Raw genomic sequence first — 17,025 nt, 5'->3', positions numbered from 1 at the left:
ACCGGCTTCCGACTGCGCCAGGAAGGCCGTTCGGGGCGGCAGTTGCCCCCTGCGCAGGCGACAACTCGCCCCAGATGGCACAATCTGTGCATGGAACACGACGGCCAACTCGAGCTCTATACGGCGGTCGCGGTCCGGCTCAAGGAAGCGCACACAAGAGTGCGCGCACTGCAAGTCCCGGAGGGCGTACGGATGGCGCTGACCCGGAAGCTGCTGGTCATTACGGCCGCGGCCAAACACGATCTCGCCGGTGCGGCAAGGCGCCTGGATCGGTTCACCGCCGACCTCGACGCGGGTCGATTCCCCGAAGAGGAAGGCTGAACCGGCCAGGGCGGCCCGAGTCCGTTGCGGCACAAGGGTGATTAGCCCGTTTCGTGTTTGATTTGCGGTATATATCTGCCTAACGTGCGAAAAAGCTTGAACACATTCGTTCTGGCGATGTCTCCGAAGGGGAAGACGTGAACAAGGCGCAGCTCGTAGAAGCGATTGCCGACAAGCTGGGCGGCCGGCAGCAGGCCGCCGACGCTGTCGACGCGGTCCTGGACGCCCTCGTCCGTGCCGTCGTCGCGGGCGACCGGGTCTCGGTCACCGGCTTCGGTTCCTTCGAGAAGGTCGACCGCCCGGCCCGCTACGCCCGCAACCCGCAGACCGGCGAGCGGGTTCGGGTCAAGAAGACCTCCGTGCCGCGCTTCCGCGCGGGTCAGGGCTTCAAGGACCTGGTGAGCGGCTCGAAGAAGCTTCCGAAGAACGACATCGCGGTCAAGAAGGCCCCCAAGGGCAGCCTGTCAGGACCGCCGCCCACCATCTCCAAGGCCGCGGGCAAGAAGGCCGCCGCCAAGAAGGCCACGGGCGCCGCGAAGAAGGCCACGGGCGCGGCCAAGAAGACCTCCGCGGCGGCGAAGAAGACGACCGCGAAGAAGACCACCGGAGCGGCGAAGACCACGGCGAAGAAGACCACCGCCAAGAAGTCCGCGGCCAAGAGCACCACGGCGGCGGCGAAGAAGACCGCGGCGAAGAAGGCCCCCGCGAAGAAGGCGACCGCCAAGAAGGCCCCGGCCAAGAAGTCGACGGCCCGCAAGACCACCGCCAAGAAGGCCACCGCCCGCAAGAAGTAGGAGCAGGCGGAACCCGCGGCAGCGGGCGAAGGGGCACAGGGCACTCACGCGCCGGGCCGGACTCCCTCGGGAGTCCGGCCCGCGGCGTGTCCGGGGCCCGGCGGGGCCCCACGGATCAGAACGTTTGCAGCGTCACCAGCGTGATCCGGCGGCCCGAGCCGGCCTCCGGGTCCGAGCCGGATTCCGGGCCCGCGTCAGTCCCCGTGTCCTCGGTCTCGATCCGCACCCGCTGCCCGGGCCGCAGCAGCCTGAGGCCCCCCGCGTCGAACGCCGCCGCGTCGAAGGGCACGGGCGTGCCGTCGTCGAGCAGCACCTGCCCGCTGCGGCTCTCGGGGTCGTACGTGTACGCGGTCGCCTGCATGCCGGCAGCCTACTGCCCGGCGATCAGCAGCCGCGCCGCCACCGCGGCCGTCCGGGGCCCCACCCCGAGCGCCAGTGCGGAGCGCAGGTCACCACCGGTGTCGACGTCCTGCCGTACGGAATCCACCGCGCCGAGACGCAGTTCCACCGCGCCGGACGCCCGGTGCCGGGCCCGTGAATCCGTACCGAATGCCGGGGCCAATTCACGACCCGGCGCCGCGGCCAGCACGGTGGTGCCGATTCCGGCCGCGTCCGGGAGAAAAGCGCGCGGGAATTGTGTGGCCGCGGTCAGTACCCGCGCCAATTCGGCCGGCCGCAGTGCGGGGAGATCGGCGTTGAGTGCGGCCACCGGGCATTCCGGCCTGGCCGCCCGCACCACGGCCGCCCCGTGCGCCAGCGCGGCGTTCAGACCGCCGCCCGGCTCGCCCACGACGATGTCCGCGCCGAGCGCCGCCAGCGCCCGCCCCGCCCGCGGGTCGTCCGTGACGACTGCCACATCCGCGACCGCCGGGCAGGCCAGCGCGGCCGCCACGGTGTCCTGTGCGAACGCCAGCGCGAGCCCCGGCCGCACCCCGTCGTCCGCGGTGTCGGACAGCCTGCTCTTGGCCCGGGCGAGGGGCTTCACGGGTACGACCAAGGTCCACTGCACGAGCGTTCCGTCCTTCTCTCGTCGCCGTCATTGTCACCTGCGAGACCTGGCGGTTCACTCTTCGGGGCGTACGGTGTTCTCGACAGACGGGCGGCCCGGGGCGACACTTGTCCGGCCCCAGGCCCTGGAGGAAAGGTGTCAGCGTGCCCCGCCGCAGAATCGGCTTCTGGTACCGCCTGGCCGCGGTGATCTGCAAACCGCCGCTGGTGGTTCTGATCAAGCGGGACTGGCGGGGAATGGAGAACATTCCGGCCGACGGCGGATTTATCACCGCCGTGAACCACAATTCGCACGTGGACCCCTTCGCGTACGCGCACTACCAGTACAACACCGGGCGCGTGCCCCGATTCCTGGCGAAGAGCGGCCTTTTCAAGAAGGGCTTCGTCGGCGCCGCGATGCGCGGGACCGGACAGATCCCCGTCTACCGCGAGAGCACCGACGCGCTGAGCGCCTTCCGGGCCGCGATCGACGCCGTCGAGCGCGGCGAGTGCGTCGCGTTCTACCCCGAGGGCACCCTCACCCGCGACCCGGACGGCTGGCCGATGACCGCCAAGACCGGTGCCGCTCGCGTCGCCCTACAGACCAAGTGCCCGGTGATCCCGGTCGCCCAGTGGGGCTGCAACGAACTGCTGCCGCCGTACGCCAAGAAGCCGAACCTCCTGCCGCGCAAGACCCACCAGGTGCTGGCCGGCCCGCCGGTCGACCTGTCGCGGTTCTACGGCAGGGAGATGACCACGGAGCTGCTGAAGGAGGCCACCGAGGTCATCATGGCCGCCGTCACCCGCCAGCTGGAGGAGATCCGCGGCGAGAAGGCGCCCGAGACCCCCTACGACCCGCGCCGTGAGCGGATCGAGCAGCGGCGCCGCACCCAGCAGGCGAAGTCGCAGGCGGCGCCGCCGCGCACGCACGGACCACAGGCAGAAGGGCAGAGCACGTGAGCAAGCCGGTCAAGGCGGCCGTCTTCGGCACCGGATCCTGGGGCACCGCGTTCGGCACGGTCCTCGCCGACGCGGGCTGCGAGGTCACCCTGTGGGGACGCCGCGCCGCACTGGCCGACGCCGTCAACTCCACCCGCACCAACCCGGACTACCTGCCCGGCGTGCAGCTCCCGGAGAACCTGCGGGCCACCACCGACGCCGCCGAGGCCGCGCGGGACGCCGACTTCACCGTCCTCGCCGTCCCCTCCCAGACCCTGCGCGCGGGACTCGCCGACTGGACGCCGCTGCTGGCGCCCGGCACCGTCCTGGTGTCGCTGATGAAGGGCGTCGAACTCGGCTCCGCGATGCGGATGAGCGAGGTGATCGGGGACGTCGCCGAGGTCGGCGCCGAGCGCATCGCCGTGGTCACCGGACCCAACCTGGCGCGGGAGATCGCCGCCCGCATGCCGGCCGCCGCCGTGGTCGCCTGCCCCGACGAGTCCGTCGCCCAGCGCCTCCAGACCGCCTGCCACACGCCGTACTTCCGCCCCTACACCAACACCGACGTCGTCGGCTGCGAGCTGGGCGGCGCCGTGAAGAACGTGATCGGTCTGGCCGTCGGCATCGCGGACGGCATGGGCCTCGGCGACAACGCCAAGGGTTCCCTGATCACCCGGGGCCTCGCCGAGACCACCCGCCTGGGAGTCGCCCTCGGCGCCGACCCGCTGACCTTCTCCGGACTGGCCGGACTCGGCGACCTGGTGGCGACCTGCTCCTCGCCGCTGTCCCGCAACCACACCTTCGGCACCAACCTCGGCAAGGGCATGACCCTGGAGGAGACCATCGCGGTCACCAAGCAGACCGCCGAGGGCGTCAAGTCCTGCGAGTCGGTGCTGGACCTGGCCCGCAGGCACGGCGTCGACATGCCGATCACCGAGACGGTCGTCGCCATCGTGCACGAGGGCAAGTCCCCGGTGGTCGCCGTGAAGGAACTGATGTCGCGCAGCGCGAAGCCCGAACGACGCTGAGCGACGCCGGGCGAAGCCCTCCCCGGAGCGGAGCGGAACCCGCGCGCCACGCGGCCCGCCGACGCTGTCTCGAGGCACCGCGGGCGGGTACTCTCAACGCGATATGAGCACCGAGAACCTCCCCCAGAGCCCTGAGCAGAGCCCTCAGCGGCCGCCGCGCAAGCCGCGGGTGGCCGTGGTGTTCGGCGGGCGTAGCTCCGAACACGGGATCTCCGTGGTCACCGCCGGCGCCGTCCTCGCGGCCATCGACCGGACGCGCTACGACGTCCTGCCGATCGGCATCACCAGGGACGGCCGCTGGGCCCTCACCGCCGACGAACCGGAACGCATGGCGATCACCGAACGCCGGACGCCGGACGTCGAGGACCTGGCCGAGTCGACCGAGGGCGGCGTACTGCTGCCCGTCGACCCCGCCAACCGCGAGGTCGTCTACAGCGAACCGGGCTCGGTGCCCAAGGCGCTCGGCGAGGTCGACGTCGTCTTCCCCGTGCTGCACGGCCCGTACGGCGAGGACGGCACCCTCCAGGGCCTGCTGGAGCTGTCCGGTGTGCCCTACGTCGGCGCGGGCGTGCTCGCCTCCGCCGTCGGCCAGGACAAGGAGTACATGAAGGCGGTCTTCACCTCCTACGGGCTGAAGGTCGGCCCGTACGCGGTGATCCGGCCCCGCGAGTGGGAGCAGGACCGTTCCGGCGCCCGCAAGAAGATCGTCGACTTCGCCGGGGAGCACGGCTGGCCGCTGTTCGTGAAGCCCGCGCGCGCGGGTTCCTCGATCGGCATCACCAAGGTCGACGACCTCTCCGGCCTCGACGAGGCGATCGAGGAGGCCCGGCGCCACGACCCGAAGATCCTCGTCGAGGCGGCGCTGCGGGGCCGGGAGATCGAGTGCGGGGTGCTGGAGTTCGAGGACGGCCCCCGGGCCTCCGTCCCCGCCGAGATCCCGCCGCCCTCCGAGCACGCGTACTACGACTTCGAGGCCAAGTACATCGACTCCACCCCCGGCATCGTGCCCGCCCCGCTCACCGCCGAGGAGACCGCCGAGATCCAGCGCTTGGCCGTGGCGGCGTTCGACGCGGCCTCCTGCGAGGGGCTGGTGCGCGCGGACTTCTTCCTCACCGAGGACGACGAGTTCGTGATCAACGAGATCAACACCATGCCCGGCTTCACGCCGATCTCCATGTACCCGCAGATGTGGCAGGCGAGCGGCGTGAGCTACCCGGAGCTGGTGGACCGGCTGGTCCAGGCGGCGCTGCGGCGGCCCACGGGACTGCGCTGACGTTTTCCGCGCCGTGACCACAGAGAAGGCGACTCCCTCGGGGGTCGCCTTCTCGCAGTATGATCAGCGGGTTTCCTGTCCGCTCCGGGAACCGTCATCGACTTGCCGTCGTCTGCTGAGGAACAGCACGCGGCGGCGATCAACAGGACGGGACCGAGCGGCGGAGAGGGGGCAGGGGCTAGAGATGGACGACCGGACAGGTCAGGGTGCGGGTGATGCCGTCCACCTGCTGGACCTTGGCGACCACCATGCGACCCAGTTCGTCGACGGTGTCGGACTGGGCGCGGACGATGACGTCGTAAGGTCCTGTCACGTCCTCTGCCTGGATCACCCCAGGGAGCTTGCTGATCGTCTCGGCGACGGTCGACGCCTTGCCGACCTCCGTCTGGATCAGGATGTACGCCTGTACCACGGAACCTCCAGAGCGGCCACGAGGATCATGTGGGGAAAAGGAACGCCACGGTATCGCGTAGCCGCTCTCCGCGGGGAGACCCGCGGGCCGCGGACCTCGCGCGTCGGGGTGCCCGAGGGACACGAGTTGACGATCACGCCGACCGTGGCGACGGTCCATTCGACCGTAACGAGGACAGAGATGACGCGCGACCGGGCACGGACACGGACAGGGACGGAAGGGGAGCCAAGGCGATGAAGGGCACTGTTGGTGAGCTGGGGGAGTTCGGGCTCATCAGGGAGCTCACCTCCCGTCTCACCACCACCCCCGCGGTCCGGGTCGGACCCGGCGACGACGCCGCGGTGGTGGCCGCGCCCGACCGCAGGGTGGTGGCCAGCACCGACATCCTCGTCGAGGGACGGCACTTCCGCCGCGACTGGTCCACCGCGTACGACGTGGGCCGCAAGGCGGCGGCACAGAACCTGGCCGACATCGCCGCCATGGGCGCCGTGCCGACCGCGCTGCTGCTCGGCCTGGTCGTGCCCGCCGAACTGCCGGTGACCTGGCCGACCGAGCTGATGGACGGGCTGCGCGACGAGTGCCAGGTCGCGGGTGCCTCCGTGGTCGGCGGCGACGTGGTGCGCGGCGACACCATCACCGTCTCCATCACCGCCCTCGGCGACCTGCGCAACCAGGAGCCCGTCACCCGGGGCGGAGCCCAGCCCGGTGACCTCGTCGCGGTGACCGGCTGGCTGGGCTGGTCCGCCGCCGGATTCGCCGTCCTCTCCCGCGGTTTCCGCTCGCCGCGCGCCTTCGTCGAGGCCCACCGCCGCCCCGAGCCGCCGTACCACGCGGGTCCGGCCGCGGCCGGCCTGGGCGCCACCGCCATGTGCGACGTGAGCGACGGACTGATCGCCGACCTGGGGCACATCGCCGAGGCCAGCAAGGTCAGGATCGACGTGCGCTCCGGGCAGATCGACATCCCCTCCCAGATGAACGACATCGGGCAGGCCGTCGGCGTCGACCCCATGCAGTGGGTGCTCACCGGGGGCGAGGACCACGCGATCGTGGCGACCTTCCCGCCGGACGTGAAGCTGCCCGCCCGCTGGAAGGTCATCGGCGAGGTCCTCAACCCCTCGGCGCTGCCCCAGGTGACGGTCGACGGCGCCCCATGGACCAGCAAGGGCGGCTGGGACCACTTCGGCGGGGACGTGGAGTCGTGACGGCACTGCCCCTGGTCCTCACCGTGGCGGGCTCCGACTCCGGCGGCGGCGCCGGTATCCAGGCCGACCTGAAGACGATGCTCGCGCTCGGCACCCACGGCATGAGCGTGCTCACCGCGGTCACCGCGCAGAACTCCCGCGGTGTGCAGGGCGCCTGGGAACTGCCCGTGGAGGCGGTGCGCGCCCAGTACCGCAGCGTCGTGGACGACATCGGTGTGCAGGCGGTCAAGACCGGGATGCTCTCCTCCGCCGAACTCGTCGAGACCGTCGCCGAGTTGCTCGACGGCACGGACGCCCCGGCCGTGATCGATCCGGTCGGCGTCTCCAAGCACGGGGACGCGCTGCTCGCCGCCTCCGCGCTGGACGCGGTGCGCACCCGGCTGCTCCCGGTCGCCACCGTCGCCACGCCCAACCTCGACGAGGTCGCCCAACTCACCGGCGTACGCGTCGAGTCCGACGCCGATCTGCGCCGGGCCGCGGCCGCCGTCCTCGCGTTCGGACCGCGCTGGGTGCTGATCAAGGGCGGCCATCTGGCCGGTGACGCCGTCGACCTGCTCACCGACGGCTCCGAGGAGCACTGGCTGCGCGCCCCCCGCCTCGACAACCGGCACACGCACGGCACCGGCTGCACGCTCGCCTCGGCCGTGGCCTGCGGACTGGCGAAGGGGCAGTCGGTGCCGGAGGCGGTGGGCGCGGCCAAGGAGTACGTCACCGGGGCGATCGCGGCCGGGTTCCCGCTCGGCGGCGGCATCGGACCGGTGGACCACGGCTGGGCGTTCAGGCGGGATACTCCCTGAGTTCGATGCCGGTGGCCGCCTTCTCCGTGAGCCGCTTGAAGAAGCTCGCCATCAGGCGGTGGCTGAGCAGCCGGTACATGCGGTCGCGGCTGCGGATACGGCGCTCGGTGGGCGGGGCGAAGAACGGGCCCGCGTTGCCGGAGATCTTCTGGCAGCCCTTGGCGAAGTCCCGGATCCGCGTCTCGTACTCGGCGAACGCGGTGCGGTGGTCGCCCCCGGCCAGGGCGAGTTCCCCGGCCAGGACGTGTGCGCCGACGATCGCCACGCCCGTGCCCATGCCGCCCATGGTGGCGCCGTACCCGGCGTCGCCGAGCAGGGCCACCCGCCCCTTGGTGAGCCGGTCGACGTGGATCTGCGCGATCGCGTCGAAGTACAGGTCGTCGGCCTCCTCCAGCGCCTTCAGCACGCTCGGCGCCTCCCAGCCCATCCCCGCGAACCGCTCCCGCAGGATCCGCTTCTGCGCGGCCACGTCCCCGCGGTCGTACGCCAGCCGCTCCGAGCGGAACACCAGGAGGGCGCCCGCCCGCTCCGGATCGCCGTCGTAGTTGCCGACGCAGACCGCGCGGCCGGGCTCGCTGTACAGGCGGCCGGTGCGGTCGAGGCCCAGGTGGTTGGGGATGCCGAAGCCGGCCACGTAATGGTCCTGGAAGCGCAGGTACCGGGACTCGTCGCCGAAGACCAGGCGGCGGGTGCGCGAGTGCAACCCGTCCGCGCCGACCACGAGGTCGAAGCGGCGGGGCGCGCCGCGCTCGAAGGTGACGTCCACTGCGTCCCCGGTGTCGGTGAGCGTGTCGACCGAGTCGTGGAAGACGTACTCGACGGTGTCCACGGTGCGTTCGTGGAGGATCCTCGCCAGTTCGCCGCGGAAGATCTCCACGTCCCCGCTCATCATCTCGGCCGGCAGGTCGACGCGCGGGGTGCCGTCGGCGCCGACGACGGTCTGCCGGCCCATGTGGGTCTGCCGGGCGCGGACCTCGTCCCAGACGCCCATGGCGGTGAGCACCCTCCGGTGCACATGGCCCCGGAAGTCGACGGCGAAGCCGTCCCGGCGCAGCGCGGGCGCCTTCTCGACGACGGTGACCCGGGCGCCGTACCGGGCGAGGCAGAGGGCGAGGGCGGGCCCGGCGACGCCGGCGCCGGAGACGAGGACGGAGAGGTGGCCGAGGCGGTGTGTGTGCGTCATGGCATCGAGCCTCGACGCCCCCGCTGACCGTTCGCCCACCGTCCGCCTACCGGGGGCTGACGGTTGCTGACCGGGGCTGACCGCACGGCCGCGGGGGCGGACCGCGGGGGTGCGCCTCGCGGGGCGCGCCCCCGCGCTCGCGGGGTGCGCCGCAGGGTGGTCGCGGGTGTGCGGGGTGGTGGTCGGCACCCAGGCGTGGGCGGGGCCGGGTGTTCCGGGGGCATCCGGGGTGTTCCGGTGTCTGCGGCGGTCGTTGACGTCGGTCCGGGGTCGGGGCGAGGGCGTGGCGGGTGTGTCCCGGGGGCGGTCGCCGCCGCCCGTCACGCACCGCCCGCCGCCCACCGCTCGCTCATCGCCGCCGCCCGCCGTTCCCGTCCCCGCTCGAAGGCACGCTCGTACGCCTCGGGGGTGAGCCGGGCGCGGACCTCCCGCTCGGCGCGGGCGGCGTCCGGATCGCCGGGGGCCGGGGCGCCCCGCAGCCCCGTGGCGGCGCCGAGGAGTTCGGCGGCACGCGCCGGGGCCGGGGTGACGACGGCCAGGGACTCGGCGACCTCCGCCAGGGCGAGCACGTCGGGGGAGTCGAGGGCGAGCACCCGGGCCTGTTCCAGCCAGTCGGCGGCGGTCTCCGCGTCGCCCTCCGCGGCGGCCGTGCGGCCCAGACCCACCAGGATGCGGACCGACTCGCCGGTGCTGAACCAGTTGTCGGCACACAACCGCAGCGCGTCCTCGTACTCCACGCGTGCGCGTGCGGTGTCGCCGGAGAACCGGGCCACGTCGCCGAGACCCCGCCGGGCGCTCGCCACCTTGTCGCCGGCCCCCACCGAGCGGGCGAGCGCCGCGGAGTGCGTGAAGTGCCCGGCGGCCTCCTCGGCCCGGCCCCGGTGCAGCAGCACGAGTGCGCGCGAGCGCAGCAGGTCGGCGGTCTCCTCGGGCGCCTCCAGCTCACGGACGTGGACCAAGCCCTCGTCGAGCAGCTCCAGCGCCCGGTCGTAGGCGCCGCGCCGGTTGGCGAAACCGCCCAGCGGGTCGAGGCAGTTGGCCATGCCCCAGCGGTCACCGGTGGCCCGGAACCCCTCCAGGGAGCGGGTGAAGGCGGCCTCCGCCTCGGCTGCCCGGCCCGCGAACAGCTCCTGGTAGCCGATGCCCATGTCCAGCAGGGCCAGCCCCCAGGGGCCCTGGCCGACCTGGACCCGCGGCACGGCGTCCGCCACGAGCATCGGCCCGCAGGTGAGGGAGTGCAGGACGACCGCGAACGGCAGCCGCAGAGGCCGGTCCAGCGACTCCATCAGCGCCGACACCCGCGCGACCCGTCCGGTCCCGGCCGGAGTGCCGTCCCCGTTGCCGGTCTCCTTTCCGGCCTCATCCTCACCCCCGTTCCCGTCCTCACCCCCGTCCCCGTCCCGGTCCGAGGAGACCGCGTTCATCACGCACAGCGCGTACTCCTCGACCAGTCCCTCGGGCGGCTCGTCGCCGACGGCCGCCAGCAGCGCGCGGGCCCGCGGCACCTGCTCGCCGTGCAGGCCGCGCAGCCAGTGGAACCAGGTCAGCGCGGCCATGAGCCGCAGGGCGTCGCGCGGGTCGGTCTCCGTGAGGTGCCGCTGGGCCGTGTCCAGGTTGCCCAGCTCGGCGGCGAGCCGGGACAGCCAGGGCAGCTGGCCGCCGGTGCGCAGGTGCGGCTCCGCCCGTTCGGCCAGGTCCAGGAAGTACGCGGCGTGCGCATCCCGCAGCGCCTGCCGGCCGGTCAGGTCTTCGGCCGCGAACGCGCGGAGGGTCTCCAGCATCCGGTAGCGGCCATCGGGCAGGTGCTCCAGGAGCGACTTCTCCACCAGCGAGGCGAGCAGGTCCTCCGGGTGCGGCACCCCGCACACCGCCTCCACGGCCTCCAGCGTGGCGCCCCCGGTGAAGACCGTGAACCGCCGGGCCAGCTCCCGCTCCTCGTCGTCCAGCAGCTCCCAGCTCCACTCGACGACGGCGCGCAGCGTGCGGTGGCGCGGCGCCTTGGCACGGTCGCCCCGGCTGAGCAGCCGGAAGCGGTCGTCCAGGCGGTCGGCCAGCTCGTTGGGGGCGAGGGTGCGCAGCCGGGCCGCGGCCAGCTCGATGGCCAGCGGCAGCCCGTCCAGCGCCGCGCAGATCTCCGGCACGCGCGCGTGGCCGTCGAAACCGGGGCGCACCGCACGGGCGCGCTCCAGGAACAGCTCGACCGACGGGCGCGGCGACAGCGGTGGCACCGGCACCAGGGCCTCGCCGGTGATCTGGAGGCTCTCCCGGCTGGTGGCGAGGATCCGCACGCCCCGGCAGGTCCCCAGCAGCAGTGCCGCCAGCGCGGCGGCCGCGTCGACCAGGTGCTCGCAGTTGTCGAGCACGAGCAGCGCCTCGCGGTCCTCCAGGGCGGTCAGCAGCCGCTCGGTGGCGTCGACGCCCGTGGTGCGGAAGCCCTCGCGCACCCCGAGCGCGGTGAGCACGGCGTACGGGATCTGCCCGCCGTCGGTCAGGGGCGCCAGCTCGACGAAGCAGACGTCCGCGGGGGAGACCTGAGTCTCGCACCGGCTCGCCGCCTCGATCGCGAGCCGGGTCTTGCCGGTGCCGCCGGGCCCGGTGAGCGTGACCAGGCGCGCGTCGCCGAACAGGGCGGAGATGCGGTCCAGCTCGGCGTCCCGGCCGATGCAGCGGGTCAGCTGGGCGGGCGGCCGGGACCGGCGCGGGGCGGCGGCGGTGTGGCCCCGGAGGAGTTCACCGTGGAGGGCGGACAGCTCGGGCGACGGGTCGGCGCCGAGCCGCTCGGCCAGTGTGCGCCGCGCCTCCTCGTACACCGTCAGTGCCTCGGCGGGCCGCCCGCTCGCGTGCAGGGCCCGCATCAGCTGCCCGTACAGCCGCTCGCCCAAGGGATGCGCGGACGACAGCGCCCGCAGCTCGGGCACCAGCTCGGGGCCGGCCCCGAGCGCCAGATCCGCCTCGATCCGGTCCTGTACGGCGGTCAGCCGCAGCTCCGCGAGCCGGTCGGCCTCGGCGGGCACCTCCGGCAGGTCGGGCAGCGCGGGCCCGCGCCACAGCGCGAGCGCCGCACGCAACCCGGCCGCCGCGCGCGCGTGGTCACCGGCGGCGAGAGCGGCACGCCCCTCCCCGCACAGGCGTTCGAATACGTGGCTGTCGACGGACTCGGTCGGCGTGAGCACGCGGTAGCCGGCGCCGCCGGCCTCGACGGCCGTGTGCGGGGCCAGCCGCCCGCGAAGGCGCGAGATCTGCGACTGGAGGGCGTTCGCGGCACCGGCGGGCGGTTCGCTGCCGTACAGGCCGTCGATCAGCCGGGCCGCGGGGACCGTGCGGCCGGCGTCGAGGAGCAGGAGGGTCAGCAGCGCTCGGGGCCGGGGACCGCCGGGGTCGACGGGGGTGCCGTCGTCGGTACGGATGTCCAGGGGGCCGAGAATCCCGAAGCGCATTCCCGGGATTCTGGCACGGCGGAAAATGCGGGGGATCTTGGCAGGGGGAATCCGGGCACGGCAAAAAGCCGGCCCACACGAGGTGGACCGGCTCCATGCAGCGGACCAGGCAGTGGCCGCGCGCTCAGCTGATGCGTCAGCGCGAGACCTTGCCGGCCTTGATGCACGAGGTGCAAGCGTTCACGCGCTTCGGCGTCCCGCTCACCACGGTACGCACACGCTGGATGTTCGGGTTCCAGCGACGGGACGTACGGCGGTGCGAGTGCGAGATGTTGTTGCCGAAGCCCGGCCCCTTGCCGCAGACGTCGCAGTTGGCAGCCACGGGTCACTCCAAAGACTTCAGATGCACTTACGGTTGATCCCGGCATGCCGGGATCAAGCTCTCGGACTCGCGAACGGTCCGGGATCTGAGTGGCGGTGCCAGGGGGAGAGCCCGATCGGGATCGGGCAACCGGAGCAGCATACAACGGCTGCTCCCGTAGAACGAAACTACCACGGCAGCTCAGGGGCCCGTCCCGGCCCTCTTCCCGTGGGCCGGGTCCCCAAGGTCTACGCTGCCAGCCACGTCCGCAGCTCAGGGAGGCGCAGGTGGCGCAGGTACCGCAGAGGTTCTTCGACGCTCTGGCGGTGCGTACCTGGTGCGGTCTGTCGCTGCGCGCGCTGGGCCGGGCGCGCGAGGAGATCGACGCGATCAACGTCTATCCCGTCGCCGACGGGGACACCGGCACGAACCTCTACCTGACCGTCGAGTCGGCCGCCGGCGCCGTGGAGGCCGTCTTCGCGGCGCACGAGGTGGACGAGGGGCTCCGGGACCCGAGCCGGACGCGCGGCCACACGGCCGACGGGCCCTCGCTGGCGGACGCCGTGGGCGCCATGGCGCACGGCGCGCTGATCGGCGCGCGGGGCAACTCCGGCACGATCCTCGCCCAGCTGCTGCGCGGCATGGCCGAGGTGCTGGCCGCACGGGGTGACTCCGACCACACCGGGGGCCCCGGGCTGCGGCTGGCCCTGCGGCACGCGGCCGCGTCCGCCCGGCAGGCCGTGGCCCACCCGGTCGAGGGCACCGTCCTGACCGTCGCCTCCGCCGCCGCGGACGCGGCCGACGGCGCCGGGGGCGACTGCGCCGAGGTGGCGCGCGCCGCCTACGAGGGCGCCCGCGCGGCGCTCGCCGCCACCCCCGGTCAACTGGCCGTCCTGGAGCGCGCCGGAGTGGTCGACGCGGGCGGGCACGGACTGGTGACGGTCCTCGCGGCCCTGGTGGAGACGTTCACCGGCCGGGCGCCGGCCGCGGTAGCGACGCCCCAAGCGCGCGTGGACCGTGCCGTGGAGGGGGAGTGCGCAGCGGAGGGGCGGTGCGCCGCGGAGGAGGGCGACGAGAGCGGGCCCGCCTTCGAGGTGATCTACCTCCTGGAGGCCGAGGACGCGGCCGTGGCCCGGCTGCGGCAGCGGCTCGACACCCTCGGGGACTCGCTCGTCGTGGTCGGCGGCGACGGGCTGTGGAACGTCCACGTGCACGTCGACGACGCGGGCGCCGCCGTGGAGGCCGGTGTCGAGGCCGGGCGGCCGTACCGGATCCGCATCACCCACTTCGGGCACGGCGACGCGCACACCACCAAGGCCGAACGTCCGCCCCGGGAGCGGGCCCAGCGCGCCGTGGTGGCCGTCGTACCGGGGGAGGGGCTGGCGGCGCTGTACACCGAGGCCGGCGCGACCACCCTGCTCGCGCGCCCCGGGGAGCCGCCCGCGAGCGGCGAACTGGTCCAGGCCGTCCGGCGGGCACACGCGCGCGAGGTGGTGCTGCTGCCCAACGACGCCGAGCTGCGCCACACCGCCGCCGCGGCGGCCGAGCAGGCCCGCACCGAGGGCGTCCGGGTCGCCCTCATCCCGACCCGCTCCGCGGTCCAGGGCATCGCCGCGCTCGCCGTGCACGAGTCCGAGCGCCGCTTCGACGAGGACGTGGTGGCGATGACCTCGGCGGCCGGTGCCACCCGGCACGCCGAGGTCACCGTCGCCGAACGCCAGTCCTGGACCACGGCCGGCATCTGCCAGGCCGGTGACGTGCTCGGCCTCATCGACGGCGACGTGGCCGTGATCGGCGCGGACGTCTCACAGGTCGCCGCGACCGTCCTGGACCGCATGCTGTCGGCCGGTGGCGAGCTGGTCACCCTGGTCCTCGGCGACGAGGCACCCGAGAGCGTCGCCGAGCACCTGGAGGCCCGCGTCCGGGAGGCCTACCTCGCCGTGGACACGGTCGTCCACCGGGGCGGCCGGCAGGGCGCCCTGCTGCTGGTCGGCGTGGAGTAGGCGCGGCAGCCGGCGCGGCAGCCGTGGAGCAGGCGCAGCGGTCCGGGGCCGTTACGGCGCTCCGTTACGGCGCTCCCCTGGGCCGTTGTCAGTGGTGTGGTGTGCAATGGATCTCGTGCCCGCACTGCGAGAACCCCTGAAGAAGGTGCTCGGCCCCGCCACCGCGAAGGTGATGGCCGAGCACCTCGGCCTGCACACCGTCGGCGACCTCCTCCACCACTACCCCCGGAGATACGAGGAGCGCGGTCAGCTCACCCACCTCGCCGACCTGCCCATGGACGAGCACGTGACCGTGGTCGCGCAGGTCGCCGACGCCCGGCTGCACACCTTCGCCTCCTCGAAGGCCCCGCGCGGCAAGGGGCAGCGCCTCGAAGTGACCATCACGGACGGCAGCGGCCGCCTCCAGCTGGTCTTCTTCGGCCACGGTGTGCACAAGCCCCACAAGGAACTCCTGCCGGGCACCCGCGCGATGTTCGCGGGCAAGGTCTCCGTCTTCAACCGCCGCCTGCAACTGGCCCATCCGGCGTACGAGTTGCTGCTCGGTGACACCGAGGGCGAGGAGGCGGTCGAGTCCTGGGCGGGTGCGCTCATCCCCCTCTACCCGGCCACCGCCAAGCTGGAGTCCTGGAAGCTCGCCAAGGCGATCCAGACGGTGCTGCCCAGTGCCCGGGAAGCCGTCGACCCCCTGCCGGACTCCTTGCGTGAGGGGCGAGGCCTGGTCTCCCTGCCCGAGGCGCTCCTGAAGATCCACCGCCCGCACACCAAGGCCGACATCGAGGACGCCCGCGCCCGTCTGAAGTGGGACGAGGCCTTCGTCCTCCAGGTCGCCCTCGCCCGCCGCCGCCACGCCGAGACCCAACTCCCCGCCGTGCCCAGGAAACCCGCCCCGGACGGCCTGCTCACCGCCTTCGACGACCGGCTCCCCTTCACCCTCACCGACGGTCAGCGGAAGGTCTCCCACGAGATCTTCGACGACCTCGCCACCGACCACCCCATGCACCGGCTGCTCCAGGGCGAGGTGGGCAGCGGCAAGACCCTCGTCGCCCTGCGCGCGATGCTCGCGGTCGTCGACTCGGGCGGGCAGGCCGTGATGCTGGCGCCCACCGAGGTGCTGGCCCAGCAGCACCACCGGTCGGTCGTCGAGATGATGGGCGAGCTGGCCGAGGGCGGCATGCTGGGCGGCGCCGAGCACGCCACCAAGGTGGTGCTGCTCACCGGCTCCATGGGCGCCGCCGCCCGCCGGCACGCCCTGCTCGACCTGGCCACCGGCGAGGCGGGCATCGTCATCGGCACCCACGCCCTGATCGAGGACAAGGTCCAGTTCCACGACCTGGGCCTGGTCGTCGTCGACGAGCAGCACCGCTTCGGTGTCGAGCAGCGCGACGCCCTGCGCGGCAAGGGCAAGCAGCCCCCGCACCTGCTCGTCATGACCGCCACGCCCATCCCGCGCACCGTCGCGATGACCGTCTTCGGCGACCTGGAGACCTCCGTCCTGGACCAGCTCCCGGCCGGCCGGTCCCCGATCGCCAGCCACGTCGTCCCGGCCGCGGACAAGCCGCACTTCCTCGCCCGGGCCTGGGAACGGGTCCGCGAGGAGGTCTCGAACGGCCACCAGGCGTACGTCGTCTGCCCGCGCATCGGCGACGAGGACGACGAACCGAAGAAGAAGGCCGCGCAGCGCACCTCGCCCGAGGACGACGCCGAGAAGCGGCCCCCGCTCGCCGTCCTCGACGTCGCCGAGCAGCTGGCAGAAGGGCCTCTGCGGGGGCTCAAGGTGGAGGTGCTGCACGGCCGGATGCAGCCCGACGACAAGGACGCGGTCATGCGCCGCTTCGCCGCAGGGGAGACCGACGTCCTGGTCGCCACCACCGTCATCGAGGTCGGCGTGAACGTCCCCAACGCCACCGCGATGGTGATCATGGACGCCGACCGCTTCGGCGTCTCCCAGCTGCACCAGCTGCGCGGCCGGGTCGGGCGGGGTTCCGCTCCCGGCCTGTGCCTCCTGGTCAGCGAGATGCCGGAGGCGAGCGCGGCCCGCCAGCGGCTCAACGCCGTCGCGAGCACCCGCGACGGCTTCGAACTCTCCCGCATCGACCTCGAACAGCGCCGCGAGGGCGACGTCCTCGGCCAGGCGCAGTCCGGCGCCCGCACCTCGCTGCGCGTCCTCGCCGTCATCGAGGACGAGGAGATCATCGCCGAGGCGAGACAGGAGGCGGCCGCCGTCGTCGCCGCCGACCCGGAGCTGACCGGCCTGCCCGGCCTGCGCACGGCCCTGGAGGCGCTGCTGGACGAGGAGCGGGAGCAGTACCTGGAGAAGGGCTGAGAGACTGGCAGCGGACACCGTCCGT

At 73.2% G+C, this 17,025-nt stretch carries 15 protein-coding genes; 9 read left to right on the top strand and 6 right to left on the bottom strand.

Going from position 1 to position 17,025, the window contains the following annotated elements; all coding sequences use genetic code 11:
- The first annotated feature begins 90 nt into the window (after positions 1 to 90).
- On the top strand, positions 91 to 321 hold the full coding sequence (locus tag B9W62_RS11245) for an SCO5555 family protein (protein WP_052838413.1): 231 nt from the start codon (positions 91 to 93) through the stop codon (positions 319 to 321).
- A 137-nt stretch (positions 322 to 458) separates the two neighbouring features.
- Complete coding sequence (locus B9W62_RS11240; protein WP_087807049.1) at positions 459 to 1,115, top strand: HU family DNA-binding protein; 657 nt, start codon at positions 459 to 461, stop codon at positions 1,113 to 1,115.
- A gap of 115 nt (positions 1,116 to 1,230) precedes the next feature.
- Here the strand turns inward: B9W62_RS11240 and B9W62_RS11235 are convergent, their stop codons facing one another.
- Together B9W62_RS11235 and cofC are read right to left on the bottom strand one after the other, a co-directional pair.
- Positions 1,231 to 1,476, bottom strand: a complete 246-nt coding sequence (locus B9W62_RS11235; RefSeq protein WP_087807048.1) for a hypothetical protein — start codon at positions 1,474 to 1,476, stop codon at positions 1,231 to 1,233.
- Between the two features lie 9 nt (positions 1,477 to 1,485).
- Positions 1,486 to 2,124 (bottom strand): 2-phospho-L-lactate guanylyltransferase, encoded by a 639-nt coding sequence (gene cofC, locus B9W62_RS11230; protein WP_087807047.1) that lies wholly within the window; start codon positions 2,122 to 2,124, stop codon positions 1,486 to 1,488.
- A 143-nt stretch (positions 2,125 to 2,267) separates the two neighbouring features.
- On the opposite strand from cofC, the gene B9W62_RS11225 reads away from it, so the two are divergent.
- The 3 genes from B9W62_RS11225 (at position 2,268) to B9W62_RS11215 (ending at position 5,342) form a co-directional block, all read left to right on the top strand.
- A complete protein-coding gene (locus B9W62_RS11225; protein ID WP_087807046.1) occupies positions 2,268 to 3,062 on the top strand; it encodes a lysophospholipid acyltransferase family protein in 795 nt (264 codons plus the stop codon).
- Entirely contained in the window at positions 3,059 to 4,069 is a 1,011-nt protein-coding gene (locus tag B9W62_RS11220) for an NAD(P)H-dependent glycerol-3-phosphate dehydrogenase (RefSeq protein ID WP_087807045.1), read from the top strand. Before B9W62_RS11225 ends, B9W62_RS11220 begins: the two co-directional genes overlap by 4 nt.
- Before the next feature lie 103 nt (positions 4,070 to 4,172).
- Positions 4,173 to 5,342 carry a D-alanine--D-alanine ligase family protein gene (locus B9W62_RS11215; protein ID WP_087807044.1) on the top strand — a complete coding sequence of 390 codons (1,170 nt, stop codon included), beginning with the start codon at positions 4,173 to 4,175 and terminating at the stop codon, positions 5,340 to 5,342.
- 178 nt (positions 5,343 to 5,520) lie between these two features.
- Here the strand turns inward: B9W62_RS11215 and B9W62_RS11210 are convergent, their stop codons facing one another.
- Positions 5,521 to 5,754 (bottom strand): Lrp/AsnC family transcriptional regulator, encoded by a 234-nt coding sequence (locus tag B9W62_RS11210; RefSeq protein WP_003973433.1) that lies wholly within the window; start codon positions 5,752 to 5,754, stop codon positions 5,521 to 5,523.
- A 233-nt stretch (positions 5,755 to 5,987) separates the two neighbouring features.
- On the opposite strand from B9W62_RS11210, the gene B9W62_RS11205 reads away from it, so the two are divergent.
- Together B9W62_RS11205 and thiD are read left to right on the top strand one after the other, a co-directional pair.
- Complete coding sequence (locus B9W62_RS11205; RefSeq protein WP_052838407.1) at positions 5,988 to 6,956, top strand: thiamine-phosphate kinase; 969 nt, start codon at positions 5,988 to 5,990, stop codon at positions 6,954 to 6,956.
- Positions 6,905 to 7,753, top strand: coding sequence for a bifunctional hydroxymethylpyrimidine kinase/phosphomethylpyrimidine kinase (gene thiD / locus B9W62_RS11200; RefSeq protein ID WP_087807043.1), 849 nt, complete (start codon positions 6,905 to 6,907; stop codon positions 7,751 to 7,753). Before B9W62_RS11205 ends, thiD begins: the two co-directional genes overlap by 52 nt.
- Here thiD and B9W62_RS11195 read toward each other — a convergent pair.
- From B9W62_RS11195 to rpmB, 3 genes are all read right to left on the bottom strand, one after another.
- Entirely contained in the window at positions 7,734 to 8,936 is a 1,203-nt protein-coding gene (locus B9W62_RS11195; RefSeq protein ID WP_087807042.1) for an FAD-dependent monooxygenase, read from the bottom strand. The two genes, thiD and B9W62_RS11195, sit on opposite strands and share 20 nt — an antisense overlap.
- A 320-nt stretch (positions 8,937 to 9,256) precedes the next feature.
- Positions 9,257 to 12,373, bottom strand: coding sequence for an ATP-binding protein (locus tag B9W62_RS11190; RefSeq protein ID WP_087807041.1), 3,117 nt, complete (start codon positions 12,371 to 12,373; stop codon positions 9,257 to 9,259).
- A 136-nt stretch (positions 12,374 to 12,509) separates the two neighbouring features.
- Positions 12,510 to 12,695 carry a 50S ribosomal protein L28 gene (rpmB, locus tag B9W62_RS11185; protein WP_003973430.1) on the bottom strand — a complete coding sequence of 62 codons (186 nt, stop codon included), beginning with the start codon at positions 12,693 to 12,695 and terminating at the stop codon, positions 12,510 to 12,512.
- Positions 12,696 to 12,961: 266 nt separating this feature from the next.
- Here rpmB and B9W62_RS11180 point away from each other — a divergent pair, with 266 nt between their 5' ends.
- Positions 12,962 to 14,677: a DAK2 domain-containing protein gene (locus B9W62_RS11180; protein WP_087807040.1), complete on the top strand. Its 1,716-nt coding sequence runs from the start codon at positions 12,962 to 12,964 to the stop codon at positions 14,675 to 14,677.
- A gap of 106 nt (positions 14,678 to 14,783) precedes the next feature.
- Complete coding sequence (recG, locus tag B9W62_RS11175) at positions 14,784 to 17,000, top strand: ATP-dependent DNA helicase RecG (protein ID WP_087807039.1); 2,217 nt, start codon at positions 14,784 to 14,786, stop codon at positions 16,998 to 17,000.
- The last annotated feature ends 25 nt before the right edge of the window (positions 17,001 to 17,025 follow it).

The organism is Streptomyces sp. CS113 (assembly GCF_002188365.1).
Lineage (GTDB): Bacteria > Actinomycetota > Actinomycetes > Streptomycetales > Streptomycetaceae > Streptomyces > Streptomyces tendae.
The sequence above is the reverse complement of the archived record's forward strand: the minus strand, read 5'-3'. Positions and strand labels throughout refer to the sequence as shown.

Excerpts from the sequence above, each read along its gene's own strand:
- B9W62_RS11195 (WP_087807042.1), bottom strand. The coding sequence starts at position 8,936 with ATGACGCACACACACCGCCTCGGCCACCTCTCCGTCCTCGTCTCCGGC.
- recG (WP_087807039.1), top strand. The coding sequence starts at position 14,784 with ATGGATCTCGTGCCCGCACTGCGAGAACCCCTGAAGAAGGTGCTCGGC.
- B9W62_RS11235 (WP_087807048.1), bottom strand. The coding sequence starts at position 1,476 with ATGCAGGCGACCGCGTACACGTACGACCCCGAGAGCCGCAGCGGGCAG.
- thiD (WP_087807043.1), top strand. The coding sequence starts at position 6,905 with ATGGACCAGCAAGGGCGGCTGGGACCACTTCGGCGGGGACGTGGAGTC.
- B9W62_RS11215 (WP_087807044.1), top strand. The coding sequence starts at position 4,173 with ATGAGCACCGAGAACCTCCCCCAGAGCCCTGAGCAGAGCCCTCAGCGG.
- B9W62_RS11205 (WP_052838407.1), top strand. The coding sequence starts at position 5,988 with ATGAAGGGCACTGTTGGTGAGCTGGGGGAGTTCGGGCTCATCAGGGAG.
- B9W62_RS11245 (WP_052838413.1), top strand. The coding sequence starts at position 91 with ATGGAACACGACGGCCAACTCGAGCTCTATACGGCGGTCGCGGTCCGG.
- B9W62_RS11190 (WP_087807041.1), bottom strand. The coding sequence starts at position 12,373 with ATGCGCTTCGGGATTCTCGGCCCCCTGGACATCCGTACCGACGACGGC.